This window comes from Sphingobium sp. 22B, from assembly GCF_001580035.1.
GTDB classification, from domain to species: domain Bacteria; phylum Pseudomonadota; class Alphaproteobacteria; order Sphingomonadales; family Sphingomonadaceae; genus Sphingobium; species Sphingobium fuliginis.
This window is the reverse complement of record NZ_LTAB01000029.1, coordinates 1-22,576: the sequence shown is the minus strand read 5'-3', so window position 1 is coordinate 22,576 and position 22,576 is coordinate 1. Positions and strand designations below refer to the sequence as shown.

The window sequence follows — 22,576 nt, the reverse complement described above, 5'->3', positions numbered from 1 at the left end:
CATGCGGAACGATGCGCTGGACGCGGTCGAGGGATTGACGCGGCGGGCGCTGAAGGAGGCTGGCGGTCGCCTGCTGGTGATCGGCCTGTGCGGGGCGCAGGGCAGCGGCAAGTCGACGCTGGCGGCGGGCTTGCGGCAGAGGTTGCAGAGCGACGGGATTCCGGCCGCGATCCTTTCCATCGACGATCTGTATCGCACGCGGGCGGAGCGGGAGGCCATGGCCCGTTCGATCCATCCGCTGCTGCGCACGCGCGGGGTGCCGGGGACGCATGATGTGGCGCTGGGGCTGCGGGTGATCGACGCGTTGGAGCGGGGAGAGGCGACCTTGCTGCCGCGTTTCGACAAGGCGTCGGACGATCCTTTGCCGGAAGGGCGATGGGAAAAGGCGGCGACTGGCACGCGGTTGCTGCTGCTGGAGGGCTGGTGCGTCGGTGCGCTGCCGCAGGGCGCGGCGGCGCTGGTGGAGCCGGTCAATGCCCTGGAGCGGGAGGAGGATGCGGACGGCGTCTGGCGCGCCTTTGTAAACCGGGCGCTGGCGGAGGACTATCAGGCGCTGTTCGCGCGGCTCGACCGGCTGGTGCTGCTGGCCGCGCCGGACTTCGGGATCGTCCGGCGCTGGCGGACGCAGCAGGAGCATGACCTGCGCAAGGAGGCTGGCGGCGGCATGCCGGATGCCCGGATTGCGCGCTTCGTCCAGCATTATGAGCGGCTGACCCGGCATATTCTGGAGGAGATGCCGGGCCGGGCGGACCTGACGATCAGGCTGGACGAGATGCGGCGGGTGATCGGGATTTGCAACGGCTGACGCCCGGCATTGCTGCGGTCGCCGCCTCGGACTTGATCCGGCCCCCTTGCTTCTCAGTCACCGGATCGCGTCCGGGGTGACCAAAAGGGCATCTCAAACGGAGGAGCGGCAGACGAGCGCGCCCGTCAGGCCATGAGACGCTTCACCCAGAATTGCATGGGATGGCGGCTTTCCGCGTCGTCGCCCAGATCCTTCCAGTCGAAATGGCCGATCAGCCCCTCGACCGGGGCATAGCCGCGCGCGCGCCAGAAGGGATCGAGCGGGGCATAGCCGGCGGGGCGGGCAGGGTGATCCGGCGGGCGAATCACCGCGCAGAAGCTGGTCATGGCGAATCCCAGTTCCCGCGCTTTGGCTTCCCGCCGGTCGAAAAAGGCGTGGCCGATCCCGCGCCCGCGCCATTCCGGCAGCAGCACCGATTCGCCAAAATAATAGATTTGGCCGATGTCCATGCCGCATGCCCGGAAAGGAGCGGCGAATTCCGCGGCATGGTCGGCCATGGGAGCGGCGGTGGCGGCGCCGACCAGCCGGTCGCCCGCGAAAGCCCCGGCGATCAGCGCGCCGGGGCTGTTCGCATAGGCGGTGAGATAATCGCGCTCATAGGCGCGGCCCGCTTCACCCGACCCATCATAGAGGTAGGGAAAGGCGCGGAAGACCGTGATGCGCAGGTCCGCCAAGGCGTCGAGCGCGGCCAGCAAGGCCGCGCCCGTCAGATCATCGACCCGAATGGGTTCGCTGTCCAGTTCTTACTCGCTGGCGGCGGCGTTGGCGGCGGGCGCCTCTGCCGCGTTGGCGGCGGCATTGCCACCCTCGGCCGCGGCATTGTCGCCGCCGGCTGCCGGAGCCGCATCGGCGGCGGGCAGCGGCAGGTTCGAACCCTGGGTGTTCAGCCATGCGATCAGGTTCGCGCGGTCGGCCGGGTTGCCGAGACCGGCGAAGGTCATCTTGGTGCCCGGCGCAAATTCACGCGGGGAGGTCAGCCAGTGATCGAGATTCTCGAAGGTCCAGTTGCCGCCCTTGCTCTTGAGCGCGTCGGAGAAGGCGAAGCCGCCCTTGCCCTGGCCGATCGGTTCGCCGACCGTGGCGTAGAGATTCGGGCCGATGCCGTTGGCGCCGCCCTGGTTGACGGTGTGGCAGGCCGCGCACTTGGCGAACACCTTCTCGCCCGCCGCGACGTCCGCGCTGGCGAGCAGGGTGTTGAGGCCGGGGCCGCTGGCCGCGCCGCCTTCGCCTTCCGCTTCGACGCCCTCGATGGCGTAGCCCATTTTCTCGGGCCGTTCCTCATGGAAGAATTTGGAACTGACGATGGCACCGCCCAGTGCGATGATACCCGCGAACAAAGCCCAACCGGCAGCGGTGTTGAAACGATCGCCCATTCGCTCGGATTCCCCTGGATTTCTGTTCTGGCCGCTTGGTTCGCGTCCCCTCTAGCGCGCTGCCATAATGGCGCAAGCGCGAACGTGCAAGCGGCCTTGAACGGGATCGCGCACGCTTTTCATGGCTTTGCGGCCGGAGAGGATGCTTGCGCGGGCGCGATGAAGTGAATAAGCGCGCAGGCGCCCATGGAAAACTATCCCGCCCCCGCCCGCGATCTGGTCGCGGACCTCGCCGCGAAGGCCGCCGTCGATCCCGTTCGCGCCGTCGCCTTCCAGGGCGCGCCGGGCGCCAATTCGCATCTGGCGGCGCTGGATTATGCGCCCGATTGCGTTCCCTTGCCCTGTTTCGCGTTCGAGGATGCGATCGATGCGGTCCGGGAAGGGCGCGCCGCGCGGGCGATCATTCCGATCGAGAACAGCCTGCATGGCCGCGTGGCCGACATGCATTTCCTGCTGCCCGAATCCGGGCTGCATATCGTCGACGAATATTTCCTGCGCATCCGGCACTGCCTGATGGCGGTCGACAGCACCCCCGTCAAAAGCGCGGTCAGCCACCCGCAGGCGCTGGGCCAGTGCCGCCATTATCTGCGGGAACGCGGCATCCAGCCGGTCAGCTATGCCGACACGGCGGGCGCGGCCGCGCTGGTCGCTGAAACCCGGGTGGCCGGGGAAGGGGCCATCGCCCCCTATCTGGCGGCGGAACTCTACGGCCTGCGGCTGGTGGCGGAGAATATCGAGGACAGCGCCGACAATATGACGCGCTTCCTGGTGCTCTCGCGTGAGCCGAAGATGCCGGCGGCGGGGGTGGGCCCGGTGATGACCACCTTCCTGTTCGAGGTGAAGAATATTCCGGCCGCGCTCTACAAGGCGATGGGCGGCTTCGCCACCAATGGCGTCAACATGACGAAGCTGGAAAGCTATCAGCGCGGCGCCAGCTTCGCCGCGACGGAATTCTATTGCGACATAGAGGGGATGCCGGGCGATCCGGCCATCGACCGGGCATTGGCGGAGCTGGAATTCCACACCAAATGGGTGCGGATACTCGGCAGCTACCGGCAGGCGCGGCCGCGCACCTGAGCGCCCGGGCGTGACGGCGGGCTCCAGACCGCTTATGGTCGTGCCGATGTTCACCGCGATCCTTCTGTCGGCCCTTGCCATGAGCGTGATCGTGGGCGTGCGCTATCTGCTGGCGAGCGGCGCCTTCGCGCTGGCGACCCGTTATCGCAGGCCGGGCCTCTATGCCGGGCTGGACCGGCAGGTCAGGCGGGAAATCGCCTGGTCGCTGGCCTCCGCACTGATCTACGGCGTGCCGGCGGGCATCGTCGCCTGGGGCTGGCAGGCGCATGGCTGGACGCGGGTCTATGCCGACGTCCATGCCTTTCCCCTCTGGTATCTGCCGCTGTCCGTGCTGCTTTACCTTGCGGCCCATGACGCCTGGTTCTACTGGACCCACCGCTGGATGCACCGTCCCCGGCCGTTCCGGATCGCCCACGCCGTGCATCATGCCAGCCGCCCGCCGACGGCCTGGGCCGCGATGAGCTTCCATCCATGGGAGGCGGCGACCGGCGCGGTGGTGATCCCGGCGCTGGTCTTCCTGATTCCGATCCATGTCGGCGCGCTGGGCGTGGTGCTGACGATCATGACGGTGATGGGCGTCAGCAACCATATGGGATGGGAGATGTTTCCGCGCTGGATGGTGCAGGGCCGGGCCGGCCGCTGGCTGATCACCGCCAGCCATCACCAGCGGCATCATGAACAATATGCGTGCAATTACGGCCTGTATTTCCGCGTCTGGGACCGGCTGTGCGGGACCGACAGGGGATTGGGCCATTTTTAGGGAAGGACGGGCGTGAAGGGCAGGGCAGCGATGATGGCGGCGGTCCCGCTGGTCATGGGCGCGGCGGTGGCCGAGCAGGCGCAGCCGCTCAGCATGGACGTGCAGGGTCTGCGGTCCTCCAGGGGCAATTTCCTGATCTGCGTGACGCGGCAGGCGGACCATTTCCCCGATTGCCGGGGCGATCCGGACGGGCGGCATTTCACCGTCCCCGCGACCGCCGGCATCGTGCCCCTCGGCCGGATGGAGCCGGGAACCTATGCGATCGCCATCATTCATGACGAGAATGGCAATGGCAAGCTGGACACGCTGGCCGGCATTCCGCGCGAGGGGGTGGGCTTTTCGCGCAATCCGGCGATCCGCTTCGGCGCGCCCAGCTTCCGCTCGGCGCAGTTCGCCATGGCGGGGGCGGCGGTGCGGCAGGACATCAGGGTCAAATATTTCCTCTGAATGTCGCGCTGCGGAACGGTAATGCCGTAAAAACATTATCTTGCCCGACAATCTCTTTGAACAGGCTCATCATGCATCATCGCTGTCGCCTTTCCGCGGCGTTCGCCGTCGCGGCCCTTTGCCTTGCGCCATCGGCCTTCGCCCAGCAGGATGATCGCAGCAGCCTGACCATCGGCGTGGGCGTGGCCGCCGTGCCGAGCTATGAAGGGTCCGACGACTATCGCGTCCTGCCCATCCCGCAGCTTCGCGGCAAGGTGAAGGACTTCGCCTTCTGGACGCGCGGTCCGGGCCTTTATGTCGACGCGATCCCCAACAGCGATCCCGACGGCGTCGACTTCGAACTGGGCCCGGTGGTCAACGTCCGCTTCGACCGGTCGAGCCGCAGGAACATCAAGGACGATGCCGTGCGCCTGCTGGGCAAGCGCGACATCGCGGTGGAGGTCGGCGGCTTCGTCGGCATCGGCAAGACCGGGGTGATCACCAGCGCCTATGACAATCTGTCGGCGCGCGTCGCCGTGACCAGGGATGTGGCGGGCGCGCATGGCAGCTATGTCATCACGCCCGCGGTGGAATATATGACGCCGCTGTCGCAGACGGCCTTCGTCGGGCTGGGCGTGTCGGCGGACTATGTCGGCAAGAAATATGGCCGCTATTATTATGACGTCGATCCGGCGGGCGCCGCCGCATCGGGGCTGCCGGCCTATGGCGGGGCAGGCGATGGTTCGGGGTTCAAGAAGGTGAATTTCAGCCTGGCGGGCGGCAAGTCGCTGTCGGGCGACCTGCGCCATGGCTGGGCGATCTTCGCCGCGGCCAGCTATTCGCGGATCCTGGGCGACTATGCCGCCTCGCCCATCGTGTCCGTCGCGGGCTCCCGGAATCAGTGGATCGGCGCGATCGGCGTCGGCTACACCTTTTGATCTCTGGCTGATCCCCGGCCGATCTCCCTTGTTCCTATGGGGTGACGCCCCACATAAGGCGCTGTATGAGGGCGGCTTGGCAACCGCGTTTGCAGCAGGAGATAAGAGAAGTGGCGACCCTTGGACTGAGCGAGGCCGACAAGGCATCGGTGGAGGCTTTCCGCCGCGATGTGGTGGATCCTTCGCGCACCCAGTTGGTGATCGTCGATTTCTGGGCCGAATGGTGCGGCCCCTGCAAGCAGCTCGCGCCCGTGATCGAGAAGGTCTGCGCCGACTATGCGGCCAAGGGCGTCAAGCTGGTCAAGATCAACGTCGATGAGGACAAGTTCATCGCCGCCCAGTTCCGCGTCCAGTCGATCCCCACCGTCTATGCCGTGTTCCAGGGCCAGCCGGTGGCCGACCTCAGCCAGGCGCGGACCGAGGGGCAGTTCAAGCAATATCTCGACCAGTTGCTGGGCCAGTTGCCGATCGAATCGGAGGAGAAGGCGCAGCTGGAGGAGATTGCGCCCCTGATCGCTATGGGCGAGGAATTGCTGGCCGGGGGCGAGGCGGAGCGGGCGCTGTCCGTGTTCCGGCAGATCGATCAGATGCTGCCCGACAATGCCGATGTGGCTTCGGGCGCGGCGCGGGCGCTGGTGGCGCTGGGACAGTTCGACGAAGCCGAAGCGGCGTTGGCCGCTCTGCCCGCCGATGTGGCCAAGGGCCAGGCGGTGGAGCGCGCACGCGCCGCCATTGCGCTGGCGCGCGATGCCCGGCCGGTGGCTGACCTGTCGGGTGTGGAGGCGAAGGTCGCCGCCTATCCGGACGATCATGAGGCGCGCTTCGAACTGGCGAACGGCCTGATGGCCAATGGCGACCGCGATGGAGCGGCGGAGCAGTTGCTGGAACTGGTTCGGCGCGACCGGGCGTGGAATGACGGCGCGGCGCGGGCGCAGCTCCTCAAGCTTTTCGAGGCGACGGGGCTGGAAGATCCCTGGGTCGCGGGGCAGCGGCGCAAGCTTTCCCAGATCCTGTTTTCCTGACCGGCGCAGGCGTCATGTCGCGCGTCTCGATCTTTCCCCTGCCGGGCGCGCTGCTGCTGCCGGGCATGGAACTGCCGCTCCATATCTTCGAGCCGCGCTATCAGGCGATGATCCATGACGCCATGGCGCGGGACCGGCGCATCGGCATGATCCAGCCGCGGGAGGAAGGAACCAAGCCCGCGCTGTTCGATGTGGGCTGCCTGGGCCACATCACCCATATCGAGGCGTTGGAGGGCGGCCGGTACAACATCCTGCTGAAGGGGCTTGCGCGCTTTCGTGTGGTGCGGGAACTGGACGTCCCCACCGCCTTTCGCCAGATCGAGGCGGATGTGGAGCCCATTGCGCAAGAGGATGAAATCCTCTCCGCCGTGGAGCGGGCGGCGCTGGAGCAGGAATCGCGGCGCTTTGCCGATGCGCTGGGCTATGTGGTCGACTGGACGGCGGTGTCGCGGCTCGACGACATGGCGCTGGTGAACGGGATCGCGCAGATCGTGCCGTTCGATCCGGCGGCCAAGCAGACCCTGCTGGAGGCGGATACGCTGGGCGAACGGGCCGGCCGGATCATCCAGCTGATGCAGATCGTCGGGCGGATCGAACGCGACGGCGGGGCGACGATGCAATGAGCGGCAGGATCGATCCGGCGCTGCTCGCGAAGCTGGTCTGCCCGGTGACGCGCACGCCCCTGCGCTGGGATGCGGAACAGGGCGAATTGCTGTCCGAGGCGGCGGGGCTCGCCTTTCCGGTGCGCGACGGCGTCCCGGTGCTGGTGGTGCGGGAGGCGCGGTCCATAGCGGGGTGACGAACCGCTACCGGACCCTGTCTGTCCGCGACGGCCTTTTACGCGACCCCGTCCGTATCCAGCGCATAGCCCGCTGAACGCACCGTGCGGATGATGTCGTGATAGCGGCCGTCCGCGTTGATCGCCTTGCGCAATCGCCGGATGTGCACGTCCACCGTGCGCAGTTCGATGTCGCTGTCCTGGCCCCAGACGCTGTCCAGCAGCCGCTCGCGGGAGAAGACCCAGCCGGGATGCTCCAGGAAATGCTTGAGCAGCCGGAATTCCGTGGGGCCGAGCGGGATCACCTGCCCGCCGCGTCGGACCTTGTGGCCCACCGTGTCCATCTCGACATCCGCGAAGATCAGCGTCTCGCCGGCCAGCGCGGGGCGCACCCGCCGTAGCACCGCCCCGACCCGCGCCACCAGTTCGCGGGGAGAGAAAGGCTTGGTCACATAATCGTCGGCGCCCGTTTCCAGCCCGCGCACGCGATCCTCCTCCTCGCCGCGCGCGGTCAGCATGATGATCGGGACGTTGGCCGTGCCGTTCATGCGGCGCAGGCGGCGGCAGACCTCTATGCCCGACAGGCTTTCCACCATCCAGTCGAGCAGCACGATGTCGGGCACATTCTCCTGCGCCAGAAGCAGCGCTTCCTCCCCGTCGACCGTGTGCGCGACCTCGAAATCCTCGCGCTTGAAATGCCAGATGAGCAGTTCGGCCAGCGCCGCGTCATCCTCCACCAACAGCATCTTGGCCCGCGCCATGCTCAGCCCTCCGCCGCCGCGCCGCCGCGTTCGCGGTCGGGCAGGGTCTGGCCGGTGGCGGCATAATAGACCATCTCCGCCACATTGGTGGCATGGTCGCCGATCCGTTCGATATTCTTGGCGATGAACAGCAGATGCGCGCATTCGCTGATCGTCTTGGGATTTTCGACCATGAAGGTGACGAGCGTGCGGAAGACGCTGTTGTAGAAATCGTCGACCACCGTATCGCGCTCCACCACCGCGACGGCCAGGTCGGCATCCCGCGCGGCAAAGGCGTTCAGCGCATCCTGCACCATCTCGCCCGCGACCTGGCCCATGGAGGGAAGAAGCGCGATGGGCTCCTGCGTCCGCTGGTTGGCGGCGATCAGCGGCACGCGCTTGGCGATGTTCTTGGCATAATCGCCGATCCGCTCGACCACGCCGACGATCTTCAGTGCGGCGATCACGTCGCGCAGGTCGTTGGCCATCGGCGCGCGCAGGGCGATGATCTCGATGGCGAGCTTCTCGACCTCCGCCTCGATCGCGTCGATGCGCTTGTCCTCCGCCACGACCTCCGCCGCCAGCACCTTGTCATGGCGTTGCAGCGCGAGCATCGCCTTCTCAATGGCGGATTCAGCGCGACCGCCCATTTCCGCGATCAGACCGCGGAGCTTGTCCATTTCCTGGTCGAACGCCTTGATCGTATGTTCTGCCATGTCTTTCCTCCCCCGGATCAGCCGTAGCGTCCGGTGATGTAATCCTTTGTCCGTTCCTGCCGGGGATTGGTGAATATGTCCGACGTCACGCCATATTCGACCAGCTCGCCCAGATGGAAAAAGGCGGTCCGCTGTGACACGCGGGCGGCCTGCTGCATATTGTGGGTCACGATCACGATGGCGTAGCGGCCGCGCAGTTCGTGGATCAGCTCCTCGATCTTCGCCGTCGCGATGGGGTCCAGCGCCGAGCAGGGCTCGTCCATCAGGATCACTTCCGGTTCGACGGCTATGGCGCGGCCGATGCACAGGCGCTGCTGCTGCCCGCCCGAAAGCGCGGTGCCGCTGTCATGCAGCCGGTCCTTCACCTCGTCCCACAGGCCGGCGCGGCGCAGCGATTTCTCGACGATCACGTCCAGGTCCGCCTTCGCATGGGCCAGGCCATGGATGCGCGGGCCATAGGCGATATTTTCATAGATCGACTTGGGGAAGGGATTGGGCTTCTGGAACACCATGCCGACGCGGGCGCGCAGTTGCACCACGTCCATGCTGGGGGCGTAGATGTCCTCGCCGTCCAGCGTGATCGTGCCTTCCACCCGCGCAGAGGCGACCGTATCGTTCATGCGATTGAGCGTCCGCAGGAAGGTCGACTTGCCGCAGCCCGACGGGCCGATGAAGGCCGTCACATTGTCCATGTCGACATCGATCGACACGCCCTTGATCGCCTGCTTATCGCCATAGAAGACCTTGACGTCGCGGGCCGTCATCTTGGTTTCGACCGCAGGGGTCAGCGTCTGTTGTTCATGCATCATGGCTGTCATCGCGGTCACCACCGCCTTTCGAACTTGTTGCGCAGGTAGATGGCGATGCCGTTCATCGCGAGCAGGAAGACCAGCAGGACGATGATGGCGGCGGAGGTCTTTTCGACGAACCCCTTGGACACTTCGTCGGACCAGAGGAATATCTGCACCGGCAGCACGGTCGCCGGATCGGTGATCCCGCCCGGCGGCGTGGCGATGAAGGCGCGCATGCCGATCATCAGCAGCGGGGCGGTCTCGCCCAGCGCGCGGGCCATGCCGATGATGGTGCCGGTCAGGATGCCGGGCAGGGCCAGCGGCAGGACATGGTGGAACACCACCTGCACCGGGCTGGCGCCGATGCCCAGCGCCGCGTCGCGGATGCTGGGCGGCACCGACTTGATGGCGTTGCGGCCCGCGATGACGATGACCGGCATGGTCATCAGCGCCAGCGTCATGCCGCCGACCAGCGCCGCCGACCGCGGCAGCGCCAGGAAGTTCAGAAAGATCGACAGGCCCAGCAGGCCGAAGATGATGGAGGGGACGGCGGCCAGATTGTTGATCGACACTTCGATGATGTCGGTCAGCCAGTTCTTGCGCGCATATTCCTCCAGATAGACGGCCGTCGCGACCCCCACCGGGAAGCTCAGCGCCAGCGTCACCAGCATGGTCAGCAGCGATCCCTTGAACGCGCCCCATATGCCGACCTGCGTCGGATCGGTGCCGTCGCTCGCGGTCAGGAATCCCCAGTTGATGCCGGTCGTCAGCAGGCCCGCCTTGTCGAGCCGTGCCACCGCCGCTTCCGCCTCGGGCGAACCGTTGCTCTTGGCGGCAAGGTCGATGGCGGTGGCGGCGGGCAGCTTGACCGTCACGGTCTGGGCGAGGATCTTCGGATCGGCCTTGATCGCGTCGCGCAGCACGGTCCAGGCGGTGGGCGACACCCATTCCTCGGCATCCGCGCCCAGCGCCTTCTTCACGACCGCCCCCGTCACCATCGGCAGATTCGCATTGGCGAGCGCCTGATCCGTAATGGCATTGGGGTCCAGCAGCAGCGGGGAGGCGGGGAAGTCGACCTTCACCGCGATTTCCGTCCGGGTGAAGCCGCGCAGGCCGTTGCCCAGCATGCTGAACAACAGGAAGGCGAGGAACGCGGCGGAGAGCGCGACGGCGAGCAGACCCGCCGCCTTGAAGCGGCGTTCCGATGCATAGCGACGGGCGATCCGCCTGCGCATCGCGTCCGACTTCCAGTCGGTGGGAAGGCGTTCGGCACTCATTATTCGTAAGCCTCGCGATATTTCTTCACGACCCGCAGGGCCACGATGTTGAGCAGCAGCGTCACGATGAACAGCACCAGCCCCAAAGCGAAGGCCGCCAGCGTCTTGGCGCTGTCGAATTCCTGGTCGCCGGTCAGAAGCTGGACGATCTGCGTCGTCACCGTCGTCACGCTGGCAAAGGGGTTCAAGGTGAGGTTGGCCGCCAGACCCGCCGCCATCACCACGATCATCGTCTCGCCGATGGCGCGGCTGACGGCCAGCAGCACGCCGCCGACCACGCCGGGCAGCGCCGCGGGGATCAGCACGCGGCGGATCGTCTCGCTGGTGGTGGCGCCCATGGCCAGGCTGCCGTCGCGCATCGACTGCGGCACGGCGGCGATGCTGTCGTCCGCCATGGAGGAGACGAAGGGAATGATCATCACGCCCATCACAAGTCCCGCCGCCAGCGCGCTTTCCGAAGAGGCGCCGTGGATGCCGATCATGACCGCGAAATCCCGCAGGGCCGGGGCGATGGTGAGCGCCGCGAAATAGCCGTAGACGACCGTCGGCACGCCCGCCAGCACCTCCAATATCGGCTTCATCCACTTGCGGAAGGTGGGGCTCGCATATTGGGTCAGGTAGATGGCGCTCATCAGGCCCAGCGGGATGGCGACGGCCATGGCGATGATCGCGCCGATGAAGATCGTCCCCCAGAAGAGCGGCACCGCGCCGAAGGCATCGTCATTGCCATAGCCGAGCGCGGCCGATTGCGGGCTCCATTTCGCGCCGAACAGGAAATCGACGGGGCTGACCATGGAAAAGAAGCGGAAGCTTTCCCACAGCAGGGACGCGACGATCCCCAGCGTCGTGATGATCGCCAGCAGCGATGCGATCAGCAATGTCGCCATCACCAACCGCTCGACCCGCGTGCGCGCCCGGAAATCCGGGCGCACGCGGGTGAAGGCATAGGCCCCCCCGGCAAAGGCCAGCACCAGCGCCAGCGCGGCGCCGGCAAAGCCATATTGGCCGATGGCGTCCCTATAGGGTTCGACCAGTCCCTGCGAGAGCGGATTGAACGCCCCCGCCTGCATCCCCGTGGCGATCGCCCGCGCCTCGCCCAATATGGCGGAGCGCGAGAAATCGTCGGCGGGCAGGCTCTGCGCCGCCGGACTGCCCAGCACGTCCTGCGTGACGAGGCCGGGCGCGACATTGGCCCAGACCGCCAGGAAGAGGCCGGCGGGCACCAGCGTCCAGAGCGCGACATACCAGCCGTGATAGCCCGGCAGGCTGTGCACGGCGTCGCGGCGGCCCGAAGCCCGCGCGGCGCTTTGCAGCCGCATCGCGCGGGCGCGGGCGCTGACCCAGGCGATCGCGCCCAGACCGGCGAGCAGCAGAAGGATTGCGGGACCTGTCATATCACCTGTCTTATTTGAGCTGCGAACCGTCGAGCACGGCCAGCGACTTGACGGTCTCGGCGCTCGCCTTGCGCACGCCTTCCGGCGCCGCGACCATGCCGCGCTTGGTCAGCGCGCCGTTCGGGTCCCAGTTCGCGGCGAAGGTGTTGAGATAGGCCTGAAGACCGGGGATCGCGGTCATGTGCGCCTTCTTCACATAGATGTAGAGCGGGCGCGCGCCGGGATAGGTGCCGGTCGACACGGTTTCATAGGTCGCCTCGACGCCGTTGATGGAAACGTCCTTCAGCGTGTCCTTGTTTTCCTCCAGGAAGCTGTAGCCGAACACGCCGAGCGCATTGGGATTGGCGCCCAGCTTCTGGACGATCAGATTATCGTTCTCGCCCGAGTCCACATATTTGCCGTCCTCGCGGATGCGGGTGCAGGTGGCCTTGAACTCGTCCTCATTCTTCTTCTTGAGCGCTTCCATCGCCGGGTCGGTCTCGCAACCCTTGGTCAGGATCAGTTCGGCCAGCGAATCGCGGGTGCCGCTGGTGGACGGGGGGCCGAAGACGCTGATCGGCGTGGCGGGCAGGCTGGGGTCGACATCCTTCCAGCTCTGGGCCTTGTTCGGACCCTTGCCATAGGGATTGGCGGCCAGCGCCTCATAGACGATCTTCGGGGTCAGCTTCAGGCCCGGACCGTTCTTCGATTCCGCGAAGGCCAGACCGTCGACGCCGATCTGGATTTCGATGATGTCCTTGACGCCATTCTTCCGGCAGTCCTCATATTCCGACTTCTTCATGCGGCGGGAGGCGTCGGCGATGTCGGGATGCTGGGCGCCGACGCCCGCGCAGAACAGCTTCATGCCCCCGCCGGTGCCGGTCGATTCGACGATGGGCGACTTCATGCCGGGATTGCCCTGAACGAACATCTCGGCAATCGCGGTGGCGAACGGATAGACGGTGGAGGAGCCGACCGCGCGGATCTGGTCGCGGGTGCCGCCGGCCCCGCCGCCGGACTGCTGGCCGCAGCCTGAAAGAGTGAGTGCCGCCGCAGCGGTCGCGGCCATCAGAGCGAAATGCTTCACCGGGTAATCTCCTTCGTCAAAGGCCGCGATTCGCTTCTCGCCGCCCCCCTCTGGGCACGCGCCGTAGCCGCGGTACGTCGCGCCTTTGTGACAATGGGATTGCACTTTTATGACATTGACGGCGGAAGCCCGGCCTGTCGCTGTCTTTTTTTGATCAAGCCTTTGCCGCGACGGCCTTTTCCTCGACGGCAAAGCGGGGCAGCAGGATGGAGATGGTGGTGCCCTTGCCCAGCACGCTGGCGATGTCCAGCCGGCCGCGATGCCGCTCCACGATATGCTTGACGATGGCCAGCCCCAGTCCCGTGCCGCCCACCGCCCGGCTGCGCCCCGAATCGACGCGGTAAAAGCGTTCGGTGAGGCGCGGCAGGTGATCGGGGCCGATGCCTTCGCCCTCATCCGCGACGGTCAGCCGCAACAGGCCGCTCGGCCCGTCGGAAAGGGACACGTGGATCGGCGTGCCCGCGCGGCCATATTTCACCGAATTGCCGATCAGATTGTGCAGCAGTTGCGACAGTTGGGCGCGGTCGCCCTGCACGTCGGTCAGGCCGGGCGCGATCTCCATCTCCACCTCCCGCCCGCGATCGCCATGGCTGGTGCGGAACACGCCCACCACCTCGGCCACCAGGCCGGACAGGTCGACCGCGCTGTCGGGCAGGCGATATTTCTCTGCCTCTATGCGGGAAAGGGAGATGAGGTCGTCGATCAGCCGCTGCATCCGCCGCGCCTCGCCGTCCATGATCTTCAGGAAGCGCTGCCGCGTTTCGTCGTCCTTGCCCAGGTCGGGGTCGGTCAGCGTCTCGATGAAGCCCAATATGCCGGCCAGCGGCGTGCGCAGTTCATGGCTTGCATTGGCGACGAAATCGACGCGCATCTTTTCCGCCGCGTGGGCGCCGCTATGGTCGGCCAGATGGACCAGCCGCCGGACATGGCCGTCCTCCCCTACCGGCGCGATCCGCATCTGCCAGCGCTGGTCGCGGGTGCCCAGGCCCACCAGCTCGATCATGACCGGTTCGGCCAGCGGCGCCTGGCTGGCGAGCCGTTCGGCAGCGGCGGGATGGCGGATGGCGATGCGGGCGTCCTCCCCCTCGATATGCGCGCCTAGCAGCCGCTGCGCGGCGCGGTTGGCGGCGATGATGCGGCCCCGTTCGATCAGCATCAGCGGGTCGGCTATGCCCTCCAGCAGGCCGCGCGCATCGGGATGGGCGATGATGTCGGGAACCTCCGCCGGCAGGGGCGACACGGCCGGTTCCGGACGGTCCGGACTGGCCGCGCAGATGACGAGCACCAGCAGCGTCGCCAGCACCGGCAGGAGGATGTCGAGCGGCCGCGCGCCTATCATCAACGCGCCCCCGGTGCCGAGCAGCAGAACGGCCAGCGAGGCGGTGATCTGGGAGGCGGTCAGGCGATTCATGGTTACCATGCTGGAAATTTGACGCATTTGCTGCAAAGAGGGCCGCAGTAGCCGGCAATTTTTACAGTTTGGCAAGCGCGATAGCGGATCAGGATGACATGAGCGAGCCGTTGCCCCCCCAGAAGGAAGCCGAGTCGCAGGACGACGGCCTTGCCGCGCCGTCGCGCCGCCAGTTGCTGATGGGCGGCGCCGTCGCGGCCTCCGCGATCATATCCATCCGGCCGGCGCTGGCGAACACGGCCGCGTCGGTGCTCAACTGCACGATACCCGTTCCCGACCAGGGCCGGGCCGGCAATTATATCGCGCCGAACGGGCAGGTGGTGCCGGCGGGAACGCAGGGCGCCTTCCCCGCCGGCAAGAACTTCAGCGGGGAACAGGTCCGGCAGGCGCTGCGCGGCGGCCGGCTGCCGGGTGCCAGCTATGAGCAGAACCAGGCCTATCTGAACTATATCCGGCGGCTTCAGTCGGGGACGAGCGGCTTCACCTGCTACGCATCGCTGCAAATGCCCCGCTGAGCCGAAGGCTCTATTTCCACCCGAACTTATACGGTTCGCCAGCGTTGACGGCGTCGAGGCTTCGACGATCCGGTCAGGCGCAGCAAGGGCGACCCCATGTTCCATACACCCCATTGGGTGAAACAAGATTGTTCGGTCGCGATCTACCTCTATGAACCCGGCGATGGCGGGCTGGATCGGGTGGCGATCCTGCTCGCCAACCATCTGCGGCTGCGCGGCGTGGACGTGGAACTGTGGATGACGCGGACGGACGGCCCGGTGGCGGGCCTCATCCATCCCGCCGTGCCGGTCCGCCGCGTACCGGCGCCGCCCTTTTCGCGGCGGCTGTCGATGATCGCGCAATTCCCGGCGCTGGCCGCCATGGTGCGGCGGTTCCGCCCGGATATTCTCTATTCCGCGGGCAATCAGAGCAACATGCTGTGCGCGCTGGCGGCGCTGGGCACGGCGACGCGGGCGGTCGGCCGGATTTCCAACCCGATCGTCCGCCCCGGCCAGCGCGGCCTGTCCGCCTGGATCAGGCGTAGCCGCTTCCGCGCCATCGCCCGGACCAGCGCCATGACCATCGTGATGGGCGAGGCGGACCGGATGACGCTGACGCAGGCCGGGCCGCTCGCGGGCCGGCAGGTGACGCTGCTGCCGCGCCCGACGGTCACGCCGCTGCTGGAACGGCTGCGGCGGCAGCGCGCCGCCAGAGCCGGCGGCGGCCCATGGCATTTCCTGATGGTCGGGCGGCTGGTCGCGCAGAAGGACCAGGCGACGGCGCTTCTGGCGCTCGCCCGGCTGAAGCATCTCGACTGGCGCCTGAAGATCGTCGGGCAGGGGCCGCTGCGCCGCGATCTGGAGGCGCTTTGCACGCGGCTCGGCATCGCCGGGCGGGTCGAATTTCCGGGCTTCGTCGGTGATCCGGCGGAACTGGCGGCCCTGATGGCGGATGCCGATCTGCTGCTGCAACCCTCGCGCTGGGAAGGGCTGGTCGCGACCCTCATCGAAGCGCTCGGTTGCGGCACGGGGGTCGTCGCGACCGATTCGACGCCGAATATCCGCCCGGTGCTCGCCGCGGCGGGCCAGCATGCGCCGGTGCCGGTGGGCGACGCCGATGCCTTTGCCGATGCGATCCTCTGGGCGCTCGACCATCCCGCGCCGGCTGCGCGCCTGGCAGACGCGGTGAAGGAACATGGCGTCGAAAGCGCGCTCGACGCCTATTTGCGGGCCTTTGTCCGGCTGGCGCGATCCGGCGGCATGCGGTGGCGGGGCGTCGCGCAAAATAGCCTGTCGCGTTAGGCACTTGGCTACCCCTTTGTCTTAAGGATGGCGCGACATTCCCATCCGAAGGCCAGGTTTCGCGATCATGCCAGCCCGATATTGCCAGGACAGCCCGGACGCCATCGCATCCTGCGTGCTGGAGGATATGGTGCTGCTCTACCACCGGCCGTCGGGACAGACCCATATGGCGATCGCCCCGGTGCCGGAGATCCTGGCGGCGCTGGATGACGGCGCGGCGCTTACGGCGGGCGAGCTGTTAGGGCAGTTGGCCCAGCTTTACGATCTGGGCGAGCCGGAGGAGGCCCTGCCGCTGGTGGAGGCGCATCTGGCGGAACTGGCCGCCCTTGGACTGGTCCGCATCGCGTGAACCATGCCCTGACCCTGAAGATCGGTCCGGCGACCTTCCGCATCGGATCGCCCTGGCGCCAGCCGGTGGACGCGCTGGCGCGGCTCTACGCCGATTATCCCATGCCGGCGGGCGCGATAGCCGATTTTACCGTGCGGCTGGAGCCTGCGGGGCCGTTCCGGCGCTGGTTCCGGCCCTCCATCTTCATCACCGGCGATCATGGGCTGGCCGACGCCGCGCCGATGAGCCTTGCCCACGGGCTGCTGGCGGCGGAAATGGGGATGAACCTGCAAATGGCGCTCGGCTGGCGGCGGCACCTGCTGCTCCATGCCTCCAGCGTCGAAAAGGACGGGCGGGCGCTGGTGATGACCGGCGAGTCCGGTTCCGGCAAGTCGACGCTGGCCGCGCAACTGGGGGAGCGGGGTTGGCGGCTGATGGGCGACGAGTTCGCGCTGCTCGACCTGGAAACGGGGGCGATCTTTCCCTTTCCGCGCCTCGTCTCCCTCAAGAACCGCGCCATCGACGTCATCGCGGCGGAAGCCCCGGCGGAGCGCATGGGGCCGCTGCTCGCCGGCACGGCCAAGGGGGACATTCGCCACCTGATCCCGCGCAACGACGCGATCGGGCGGATGGCGGAGGGCGCGCCGCCCGCGCTGCTGCTGTTCCCGCGTTTCGGCCATGAAGCGGACGTGCGATCGGTCGGACAGGGGGAGGTCTTCATGCGGCTGACCCAGGCATCGACCAACTATGTCGCCCTGGGCGAAGCGGGCTTCGCGGCGTTGAGCGGTTTCGTCGGGAATGTCCCCGCGCGCGCCATCGACTTTCCATCGGGCGACGAGGCCATCGCCCTTGTCGAGCGGCTCTGGGAGGAACTGGCATGAGCGCCCGGCCACTGGTGCGCGCCTTGCGCGACCCTGACGAGGTGGCGGCGCTGGATGCGGACGGGTGGAACGCCCTCATCGCCATGGCGAGGGCGGAGCGGCTGATCGGCACGCTCGCCCTGCGGCTGGGGGAGCGGCCCGTGCCCCCGGCGGTGGGCGCGATATTGGCGGACGCCCGGCTGGATGCGGCGCGCGAAGCCCTGCAGGCCCTCTGGGAGGCGGATCGCGCGGCAGAGGCGCTTGCCGGCCTGGACGTGCCGGTCGTGCTGCTCAAGGGCACGGCCTATGCGGCGGCGGGGCTGCGCGCCGGGCAGGGGCGCTTCATCGGCGATCTCGACATATTGGTGCCGCGCGATGCGATGGATCGGGTGGAACGGGCGCTGATCGGCGCGGGATGGGAATGGGTCAAGGACGACCCTTATGACGACGCCTATTACCGCCGATGGATGCATGAGCTGCCGCCGATGATCCACGCGGCGCGGGACCGCATGATCGACGTGCATCACACCGTCCTGCCGCTGACGGCGCGGCAGACGCCGGACGCGGCGGCAATGATCGCGCAGGCGGTTCCCCTCACCAACGAATTATCCATGCTCTCGCCCGAGGACCGGCTCTGCCACGCGGCGGCGCATCTGCTGGCCGACGGCGATCTGGCCGGGGGGCTTCGCAACCTCTGGGACATATATTGCCTGCTCGATGGCGTCGACGGGACGGCGCTGGAGGCGCGGGCGGCGCACCATGGCCTGCTGCCCCATGTGCGGCAGGCGCGGCGGCTCGCCATGGCGCTCTATGGCGAAGGGAGGGGCGAAGGGGCGCGGCTCACGCTGTGGGACCGGATCGTCAAGGCCCGGCTGCTGGCGCGCGACGGGTGGGGACGGGAAAGGCGCGGGCTGCTGCGCTTCGCCTTCTACCTGCGGTCCCACTGGCTCAGGATGCCGCCCGCCATGCTGGCGCGGCACCTGTTCACCAAATGGCGCAAGGGGCATCGGCCTGTTTAGGAAGGGGCGCCAGCCAAGGTTTTTGCGTCTGCACGGAAATGCCCTATATTGCCCCTTCGATGCCAGGACTCAGGACACGCATGAAATCCAATTTCTTCCGGGGCGCCGTCGCCCTTGGCGCGCTCGCGCTCATCCCTGCCACCACCGCGGCGCTCGCCGATGGGGAGGCAAGCAGCTACAAGGCGCTCGACGAGTTCATGGACGTGTTCCAGAAGGTCCGCAGCGACTATGTCGAGAAGGTCGACGACGAAAAGCTGATCAAGGGCGCCATCGACGGCATGCTCGCCAGCCTGGACCCGCATTCGAGCTTCCTCGACGCTCGCGATTTCCAGAATCTCCGCACCCAGACCGAGGGCAGCTATGGCGGCCTTGGCCTTTCCGTCACGCAGGAGGACGGCGCGGTGAAGGTGATCGCGCCGACGCAGGATACCCCGGCCTGGCGCGCGGGGATCAAGGCGGGCGACTATATCACCCATCTCGACGGGCAGCTCATCTATGGCGGCACGCTGGACGAGGCGGTCGACAAGATGCGCGGCGCGCCGGGCACGCAGATCAAGCTGACCATCGTCCGCCCCGGCCGCGACAAGCCGATCGACCTCACCCTGACGCGTGAGATCATCCAGTTGAAGCCGGTGAAGTGGGAGGTGCAGAACGGCATCGGCGTCATCAACATCGTCAGCTTCTCGGCCAATACCGGCGCCGACGTGCGCCAGGCGATCCGCAGCATCGACAAGTCGCTGGGCCGCAAGCCCACCGGCTATATCCTCGACCTGCGGTCCAACCCGGGCGGGCTGCTGGACGAAGCCGTGTCGGTCAGCGACACCTTCCTGGAACGCGGCGAGATCGTGTCGCAGCGCGGCCGCAACAAGGGCGATGTCGAGCGCTATTATGCCAAGCCCGGCGACGATGCGAGGGGCCTGCCGGTGATCGTGCTGGTGGACGCGGGCTCTGCCTCCGCATCGGAAATCGTCGCGGGCGCGCTGCAGGACCAGCATCGCGCGCTGGTGATGGGGGAACGCAGCTTCGGCAAGGGCAGCGTCCAGACCATGCTGCCGCTCAGCAACACCACGGCGCTCAAGCTGACGACGGCGCGCTATTACACGCCGTCGGGCCGCTCCGTGCAGGAAGGCGGGATCGAACCCGATGTCAGGGTGCCGCAGCTTAGCGACCCCGATTACAAGAATCGTCCGAAATTCCGGGAAAGCGACCTGCGCCGGCACCTGATCAACGAGATCAAGACCGACAATGCGGCGCTGGAAGAGGACAGCAAGGACGATCCCCGCTTCGCCGCCACGGCGGAGGAGCTGAAGAAGAAGGGGATCGAGGATTTCCAGCTCGACTATGCGCTGAAGACCATAGCGCGCCTGGCGGCAAAGCCGGGCGGGGCGGTGGCTCAGGCCGCTCCCGTCCGCAAGCCGGCGACGCATTGATCGTTGCGGATCGACGTGCCGCGCCCGGCCGGCGGGGACCGGTTCGGGACTTGCCGGATTGCGTTGGACGGGAAGCGGACACCCGCTTTATCCCTCTCCCTTGAGGTAGGGGGCTGCGCAGACTTGGCAGCTTGCTGCCTGGTCGCAGCTGGGTGAGGGGATCGCGCGGCCCTCAGGCCGGCTCCCTTCACCCCGCAAGTTCAGCATGACGAAAGCCACGTGACGGTTTAAGCGAGCGACATGAAATCCTTGCCTCTCGCCCGCGCCCTGGCGCTGATCGTCCCGCTGGTCATGCTGGGCGGCGCCTATGCCTTCCAGTTCCTCGGTGGCCTGCACCCGTGCGAAATGTGCTGGTGGCAGCGTTATGCGCATATGGCGGCCATTCCGCTGGCGCTGATCGCCTATGCGCTGCGCGGCAAGGCCTGCGTGAGCGCGCTGTTCACCGGACTCGCCGGCCTTGCCATTGGCGTCAGCGGCGGCATCGGCCTGTTCCATGCGGGCGTCGAATATGGCTGGTGGCAGGGGCTCACCGCCTGCTCGACCAGCCCGGCCGGCGGCAATCCGGCGGACATCCTCAACCAGATCATGGCGACGCCGATCACCCGCTGCGACGTCGCGCCGTGGAGCCTGTTCGGCATTTCCATGGCAGGCTATAACGGCCTCTTGTCGGGCGTGGCCGCGCTCCTCATCTTGGCGCTGCTGATCGGAAAAGGAAGCAAGGTATGAGCGCAAAGGACTTCCCACGCCCCGGCCGCCGCGTGACCGGGGCGGAGCGCGCCTCCATGCTGCGCGTCGATCAGGCAGGCGAGTTCGGCGCGACCCGCATCTATGCCGGGCAACTGGCCGTCATGGGGGATCGGCATCCCGATTCCCGTCTGATCGCCGGCATGGCCGCGCAGGAGGAACGGCACCGCAAGCATTTCGACGCGATGATCGCGCGCCGGGGGGTGCGGCCGACCGCGTTGCAGCCGATCTGGAATGTCGCCGGCTTTGCGCTGGGCGCGGTGACGGCGGCGATCGGCCCGCGCGCCGCCATGGCCTGCACCGCCGCGATCGAGACCGAAATCGACCGGCACTATGCCGAGCAGCTTGAGCAGTTGGGGGGGGACGATCCGGAACTCTCCACCGCCATCGCGGATTTCCAGGCGGAGGAGGTCGAGCATCGCGATGCCGCCATCGCCCATGGGGCGGAGCAGGCTCCGGCCTATCCCCTATTGTCGGGCGCCATCAGATTGGGCTGTCGTGCCGCCATCGCCCTTTCCAAGCGTATCTGAGGAGAAGCATGATGAAGACCAGCCTGATTGCCGCTATGCTTTTGCTGGGCACGGCTTCCCCTGTGCTGGCGCAGCAGGGGCCCAGCGTGCCGCAGGAACAGGCGCCCGCCGCGCAGGCGGGGTCGGAACGCGTCAATCTGGTCATCGTCTATGGCGACGATCCCTGCCCGCAGAGCCAGGGCAGCGACATCGTCGTCTGCGCCCGCAAGGGCGAGGAGGAGCGCTACCGCATTCCCGAGCCGTTGCGCGGCGATCCGAACCAGCCCAGCCACCAGGCATGGGGCGAACGGGTGAAGTCGATGGAATATGTCGGGCGCAGCGGCACCGAAAGCTGCTCGCCGGTGGGCGGCGGCGGGGCCACCGGCTGCTTCGCGCAACTGGCGCGCCTCGCCAAGGCGGAGCGGCAGGCCGCGGACAATGCGAGCTGGAAGGATCTGGTCGAGGCGGAACGGACCCGGCGCCTTTCCACCATCGACGCGGAAAGCAAGGCGATCGAGGCGCAGGCCGTGGCGGAGGAAAAGGCCCGTGCCGCCCAGCAACAGCAGCCGGCTCCGGCGCAGGGATCGCAACAGGGAACGCCGCCGCAGCAGTGACGGCATTTGCCGCGGCGCGGCGTCTGGAAGAAGGCTGCCGGAAACCGGGCAATCCGGCCGGCGGGACAGGGGACGAACAAGGATTATGGATCGATGCGTCTCCTCACTGCCCTTTCCCTCGCCGCTGTTGCGCTGGCTCCCCTGACTTTCGGCGGCGCGGCCCATGCCGAGCCGCCGCAGAAAATCTTCAACCTGATCGTCTATGGCGACGATCCTTGCCCAAAGGGTGAGGGCGACGAGATCATCGTCTGCGCCCGCAAGCCCGAATCCGAACGCTATCGCATTCCCAAGAAGTTGCGCGAAAAGCCTGAACCGGCGGGCGGCCCCGGCTGGGGCAGCCAGGTCGCGACCATGGAGCAGGTGCAGCGGCAGACCCTGCCGGGCAGTTGCTCCGCCATTGGCAGCAACGGCTTCACCGGCTGCACCGCCAAGGCGCTGGAGCAATGGTTCGCGGAGCGGCGGATGCAGGAGTCCAGGGGCGAGCCTTGAGCGGCGCGCCATCTCTAGGCGGCGTGGATAAATTCGAGACTCGCCGGACTGAGTGATTTGGGTGGTTTCCTTTCATTCCCCCTCCCGCAGGCGGGAGGGGGAATGAAAGGAAACCACCCAAATCACTCAGTCCGGCGAGTCTCGAATTTATCCACGCCGCCTAGAGATGGCGCGCCGCTCAAGGCTCGCCCCTGGACCTGTCTCTTATACACA

At 67.2% G+C, this 22,576-nt stretch carries 27 protein-coding genes; 18 read left to right on the top strand and 9 right to left on the bottom strand.

The window, feature by feature from the left end; translation table 11 throughout:
• Position 1 precedes the first annotated feature (1 nt).
• Complete coding sequence (locus A0J57_RS20385; protein WP_061939777.1) at positions 2-805, top strand: kinase; 804 nt, start codon at positions 2-4, stop codon at positions 803-805.
• A 125-nt stretch (positions 806-930) separates the two neighbouring features.
• Here the strand turns inward: A0J57_RS20385 and A0J57_RS20380 are convergent, their stop codons facing one another.
• Positions 931-1,515 carry a GNAT family N-acetyltransferase gene (locus A0J57_RS20380; protein ID WP_037482209.1) on the bottom strand — a complete coding sequence of 195 codons (585 nt, stop codon included), beginning with the start codon at positions 1,513-1,515 and terminating at the stop codon, positions 931-933.
• Between the two features lie 33 nt (positions 1,516-1,548).
• Complete coding sequence (locus A0J57_RS20375) at positions 1,549-2,178, bottom strand: cytochrome c family protein (protein ID WP_044660194.1); 630 nt, start codon at positions 2,176-2,178, stop codon at positions 1,549-1,551.
• Positions 2,179-2,364: 186 nt separating this feature from the next.
• Between A0J57_RS20375 and A0J57_RS20370 the strand changes: the two genes are divergently transcribed.
• The 7 genes from A0J57_RS20370 to A0J57_RS20340 all read left to right on the top strand — a co-directional run bounded on the left by A0J57_RS20370 (position 2,365) and on the right by A0J57_RS20340 (position 7,200).
• The gene (locus A0J57_RS20370) at positions 2,365-3,255 is read left to right on the top strand and encodes a prephenate dehydratase (protein ID WP_025548642.1); all 891 of its coding nucleotides are present in this window, start codon (positions 2,365-2,367) and stop codon (positions 3,253-3,255) included.
• Between the two features lie 46 nt (positions 3,256-3,301).
• Positions 3,302-4,015, top strand: a complete 714-nt coding sequence (locus tag A0J57_RS20365) for a sterol desaturase family protein (RefSeq protein WP_061939809.1) — start codon at positions 3,302-3,304, stop codon at positions 4,013-4,015.
• Positions 4,016-4,045: 30 nt separating this feature from the next.
• The gene (locus A0J57_RS20360) at positions 4,046-4,462 is read left to right on the top strand and encodes a DUF2141 domain-containing protein (RefSeq protein ID WP_061939775.1); all 417 of its coding nucleotides are present in this window, start codon (positions 4,046-4,048) and stop codon (positions 4,460-4,462) included.
• Positions 4,463-4,533: 71 nt separating this feature from the next.
• Positions 4,534-5,379 carry a MipA/OmpV family protein gene (locus tag A0J57_RS20355; protein ID WP_061939807.1) on the top strand — a complete coding sequence of 282 codons (846 nt, stop codon included), beginning with the start codon at positions 4,534-4,536 and terminating at the stop codon, positions 5,377-5,379.
• A 110-nt stretch (positions 5,380-5,489) separates the two neighbouring features.
• Positions 5,490-6,401 (top strand): tetratricopeptide repeat protein, encoded by a 912-nt coding sequence (locus A0J57_RS20350; RefSeq protein WP_061939773.1) that lies wholly within the window; start codon positions 5,490-5,492, stop codon positions 6,399-6,401.
• A gap of 14 nt (positions 6,402-6,415) precedes the next feature.
• A complete protein-coding gene (locus tag A0J57_RS20345; RefSeq protein ID WP_061939771.1) occupies positions 6,416-7,024 on the top strand; it encodes an LON peptidase substrate-binding domain-containing protein in 609 nt (202 codons plus the stop codon).
• Positions 7,021-7,200: a Trm112 family protein gene (locus A0J57_RS20340; RefSeq protein ID WP_044660190.1), complete on the top strand. Its 180-nt coding sequence runs from the start codon at positions 7,021-7,023 to the stop codon at positions 7,198-7,200. Before A0J57_RS20345 ends, A0J57_RS20340 begins: the two co-directional genes overlap by 4 nt.
• 38 nt (positions 7,201-7,238) lie before the next feature.
• Here A0J57_RS20340 and phoB read toward each other — a convergent pair whose 3' ends face one another.
• The 7 genes from phoB to A0J57_RS20305 all read right to left on the bottom strand — a co-directional run bounded on the left by phoB (position 7,239) and on the right by A0J57_RS20305 (position 14,574).
• Positions 7,239-7,940 carry a phosphate regulon transcriptional regulator PhoB gene (phoB, locus tag A0J57_RS20335; protein ID WP_061939769.1) on the bottom strand — a complete coding sequence of 234 codons (702 nt, stop codon included), beginning with the start codon at positions 7,938-7,940 and terminating at the stop codon, positions 7,239-7,241.
• A 2-nt stretch (positions 7,941-7,942) separates the two neighbouring features.
• The gene (gene phoU / locus A0J57_RS20330; protein ID WP_025548630.1) at positions 7,943-8,635 is read right to left on the bottom strand and encodes a phosphate signaling complex protein PhoU; all 693 of its coding nucleotides are present in this window, start codon (positions 8,633-8,635) and stop codon (positions 7,943-7,945) included.
• A gap of 17 nt (positions 8,636-8,652) precedes the next feature.
• Positions 8,653-9,453: a phosphate ABC transporter ATP-binding protein PstB gene (gene pstB / locus A0J57_RS20325; protein WP_328587048.1), complete on the bottom strand. Its 801-nt coding sequence runs from the start codon at positions 9,451-9,453 to the stop codon at positions 8,653-8,655.
• A 5-nt stretch (positions 9,454-9,458) separates the two neighbouring features.
• Entirely contained in the window at positions 9,459-10,703 is a 1,245-nt protein-coding gene (gene pstA / locus A0J57_RS20320; protein WP_061939767.1) for a phosphate ABC transporter permease PstA, read from the bottom strand.
• Positions 10,703-12,097, bottom strand: coding sequence for a phosphate ABC transporter permease subunit PstC (gene pstC, locus A0J57_RS20315; protein WP_044660187.1), 1,395 nt, complete (start codon positions 12,095-12,097; stop codon positions 10,703-10,705). Before pstC ends, pstA begins: the two co-directional genes overlap by 1 nt.
• A gap of 10 nt (positions 12,098-12,107) precedes the next feature.
• Positions 12,108-13,163 carry a substrate-binding domain-containing protein gene (locus tag A0J57_RS20310; protein WP_061939765.1) on the bottom strand — a complete coding sequence of 352 codons (1,056 nt, stop codon included), beginning with the start codon at positions 13,161-13,163 and terminating at the stop codon, positions 12,108-12,110.
• Between the two features lie 154 nt (positions 13,164-13,317).
• On the bottom strand, positions 13,318-14,574 hold the full coding sequence (locus tag A0J57_RS20305; protein WP_061939763.1) for an ATP-binding protein: 1,257 nt from the start codon (positions 14,572-14,574) through the stop codon (positions 13,318-13,320).
• Between the two features lie 98 nt (positions 14,575-14,672).
• Between A0J57_RS20305 and A0J57_RS20300 the strand changes: the two genes are divergently transcribed.
• The 10 genes from A0J57_RS20300 (at position 14,673) to A0J57_RS20255 (ending at position 22,363) form a co-directional block, all read left to right on the top strand.
• On the top strand, positions 14,673-15,089 hold the full coding sequence (locus A0J57_RS20300; protein ID WP_025548622.1) for a hypothetical protein: 417 nt from the start codon (positions 14,673-14,675) through the stop codon (positions 15,087-15,089).
• A 96-nt stretch (positions 15,090-15,185) separates the two neighbouring features.
• A complete protein-coding gene (locus A0J57_RS20295) occupies positions 15,186-16,370 on the top strand; it encodes a glycosyltransferase (protein WP_061939761.1) in 1,185 nt (394 codons plus the stop codon).
• A 67-nt stretch (positions 16,371-16,437) separates the two neighbouring features.
• Positions 16,438-16,719 carry an HPr-rel-A system PqqD family peptide chaperone gene (locus tag A0J57_RS20290; RefSeq protein ID WP_025548619.1) on the top strand — a complete coding sequence of 94 codons (282 nt, stop codon included), beginning with the start codon at positions 16,438-16,440 and terminating at the stop codon, positions 16,717-16,719.
• Positions 16,716-17,579 (top strand): HprK-related kinase A, encoded by an 864-nt coding sequence (locus A0J57_RS20285; protein ID WP_061939759.1) that lies wholly within the window; start codon positions 16,716-16,718, stop codon positions 17,577-17,579. The genes A0J57_RS20290 and A0J57_RS20285 overlap by 4 nt, the downstream gene beginning before the upstream one ends.
• Positions 17,576-18,577: a nucleotidyltransferase family protein gene (locus tag A0J57_RS20280; protein WP_061939757.1), complete on the top strand. Its 1,002-nt coding sequence runs from the start codon at positions 17,576-17,578 to the stop codon at positions 18,575-18,577. Before A0J57_RS20285 ends, A0J57_RS20280 begins: the two co-directional genes overlap by 4 nt.
• 80 nt (positions 18,578-18,657) lie before the next feature.
• Entirely contained in the window at positions 18,658-20,007 is a 1,350-nt protein-coding gene (locus tag A0J57_RS20275; RefSeq protein ID WP_061939755.1) for a S41 family peptidase, read from the top strand.
• Between the two features lie 240 nt (positions 20,008-20,247).
• Positions 20,248-20,733 (top strand): disulfide bond formation protein B, encoded by a 486-nt coding sequence (locus A0J57_RS20270; protein WP_061939753.1) that lies wholly within the window; start codon positions 20,248-20,250, stop codon positions 20,731-20,733.
• The gene (locus A0J57_RS20265) at positions 20,730-21,281 is read left to right on the top strand and encodes a demethoxyubiquinone hydroxylase family protein (protein ID WP_061939751.1); all 552 of its coding nucleotides are present in this window, start codon (positions 20,730-20,732) and stop codon (positions 21,279-21,281) included. The genes A0J57_RS20270 and A0J57_RS20265 overlap by 4 nt, the downstream gene beginning before the upstream one ends.
• A gap of 8 nt (positions 21,282-21,289) precedes the next feature.
• The gene (locus A0J57_RS20260; protein WP_061939745.1) at positions 21,290-21,874 is read left to right on the top strand and encodes a hypothetical protein; all 585 of its coding nucleotides are present in this window, start codon (positions 21,290-21,292) and stop codon (positions 21,872-21,874) included.
• 93 nt (positions 21,875-21,967) lie between these two features.
• Complete coding sequence (locus A0J57_RS20255; RefSeq protein WP_061939803.1) at positions 21,968-22,363, top strand: hypothetical protein; 396 nt, start codon at positions 21,968-21,970, stop codon at positions 22,361-22,363.
• The last annotated feature ends 213 nt before the right edge of the window (positions 22,364-22,576 follow it).

Bases quoted from the DNA above. Each gene is read 5' to 3' on its own strand.
- A0J57_RS20385 (WP_061939777.1), top strand. From the start codon at position 2: ATGCGGAACGATGCGCTGGACGCGGTCGAGGGATTGACGCGGCGGGCG.
- A0J57_RS20375 (WP_044660194.1), bottom strand. From the start codon at position 2,178: ATGGGCGATCGTTTCAACACCGCTGCCGGTTGGGCTTTGTTCGCGGGT.
- A0J57_RS20370 (WP_025548642.1), top strand. From the start codon at position 2,365: ATGGAAAACTATCCCGCCCCCGCCCGCGATCTGGTCGCGGACCTCGCC.
- A0J57_RS20365 (WP_061939809.1), top strand. From the start codon at position 3,302: ATGTTCACCGCGATCCTTCTGTCGGCCCTTGCCATGAGCGTGATCGTG.
- A0J57_RS20360 (WP_061939775.1), top strand. From the start codon at position 4,046: ATGATGGCGGCGGTCCCGCTGGTCATGGGCGCGGCGGTGGCCGAGCAG.
- A0J57_RS20355 (WP_061939807.1), top strand. From the start codon at position 4,534: ATGCATCATCGCTGTCGCCTTTCCGCGGCGTTCGCCGTCGCGGCCCTT.
- A0J57_RS20345 (WP_061939771.1), top strand. From the start codon at position 6,416: ATGTCGCGCGTCTCGATCTTTCCCCTGCCGGGCGCGCTGCTGCTGCCG.
- A0J57_RS20340 (WP_044660190.1), top strand. From the start codon at position 7,021: ATGAGCGGCAGGATCGATCCGGCGCTGCTCGCGAAGCTGGTCTGCCCG.
- phoB (WP_061939769.1), bottom strand. From the start codon at position 7,940: ATGGCGCGGGCCAAGATGCTGTTGGTGGAGGATGACGCGGCGCTGGCC.
- phoU (WP_025548630.1), bottom strand. From the start codon at position 8,635: ATGGCAGAACATACGATCAAGGCGTTCGACCAGGAAATGGACAAGCTC.
- pstB (WP_328587048.1), bottom strand. From the start codon at position 9,453: ATGACAGCCATGATGCATGAACAACAGACGCTGACCCCTGCGGTCGAA.
- pstA (WP_061939767.1), bottom strand. From the start codon at position 10,703: ATGAGTGCCGAACGCCTTCCCACCGACTGGAAGTCGGACGCGATGCGC.
- pstC (WP_044660187.1), bottom strand. From the start codon at position 12,097: ATGACAGGTCCCGCAATCCTTCTGCTGCTCGCCGGTCTGGGCGCGATC.
- A0J57_RS20305 (WP_061939763.1), bottom strand. From the start codon at position 14,574: ATGAATCGCCTGACCGCCTCCCAGATCACCGCCTCGCTGGCCGTTCTG.
- A0J57_RS20300 (WP_025548622.1), top strand. From the start codon at position 14,673: ATGAGCGAGCCGTTGCCCCCCCAGAAGGAAGCCGAGTCGCAGGACGAC.
- A0J57_RS20295 (WP_061939761.1), top strand. From the start codon at position 15,186: ATGTTCCATACACCCCATTGGGTGAAACAAGATTGTTCGGTCGCGATC.
- A0J57_RS20290 (WP_025548619.1), top strand. From the start codon at position 16,438: ATGCCAGCCCGATATTGCCAGGACAGCCCGGACGCCATCGCATCCTGC.
- A0J57_RS20280 (WP_061939757.1), top strand. From the start codon at position 17,576: ATGAGCGCCCGGCCACTGGTGCGCGCCTTGCGCGACCCTGACGAGGTG.
- A0J57_RS20275 (WP_061939755.1), top strand. From the start codon at position 18,658: ATGAAATCCAATTTCTTCCGGGGCGCCGTCGCCCTTGGCGCGCTCGCG.
- A0J57_RS20270 (WP_061939753.1), top strand. From the start codon at position 20,248: ATGAAATCCTTGCCTCTCGCCCGCGCCCTGGCGCTGATCGTCCCGCTG.
- A0J57_RS20265 (WP_061939751.1), top strand. From the start codon at position 20,730: ATGAGCGCAAAGGACTTCCCACGCCCCGGCCGCCGCGTGACCGGGGCG.
- A0J57_RS20260 (WP_061939745.1), top strand. From the start codon at position 21,290: ATGATGAAGACCAGCCTGATTGCCGCTATGCTTTTGCTGGGCACGGCT.
- A0J57_RS20255 (WP_061939803.1), top strand. From the start codon at position 21,968: ATGCGTCTCCTCACTGCCCTTTCCCTCGCCGCTGTTGCGCTGGCTCCC.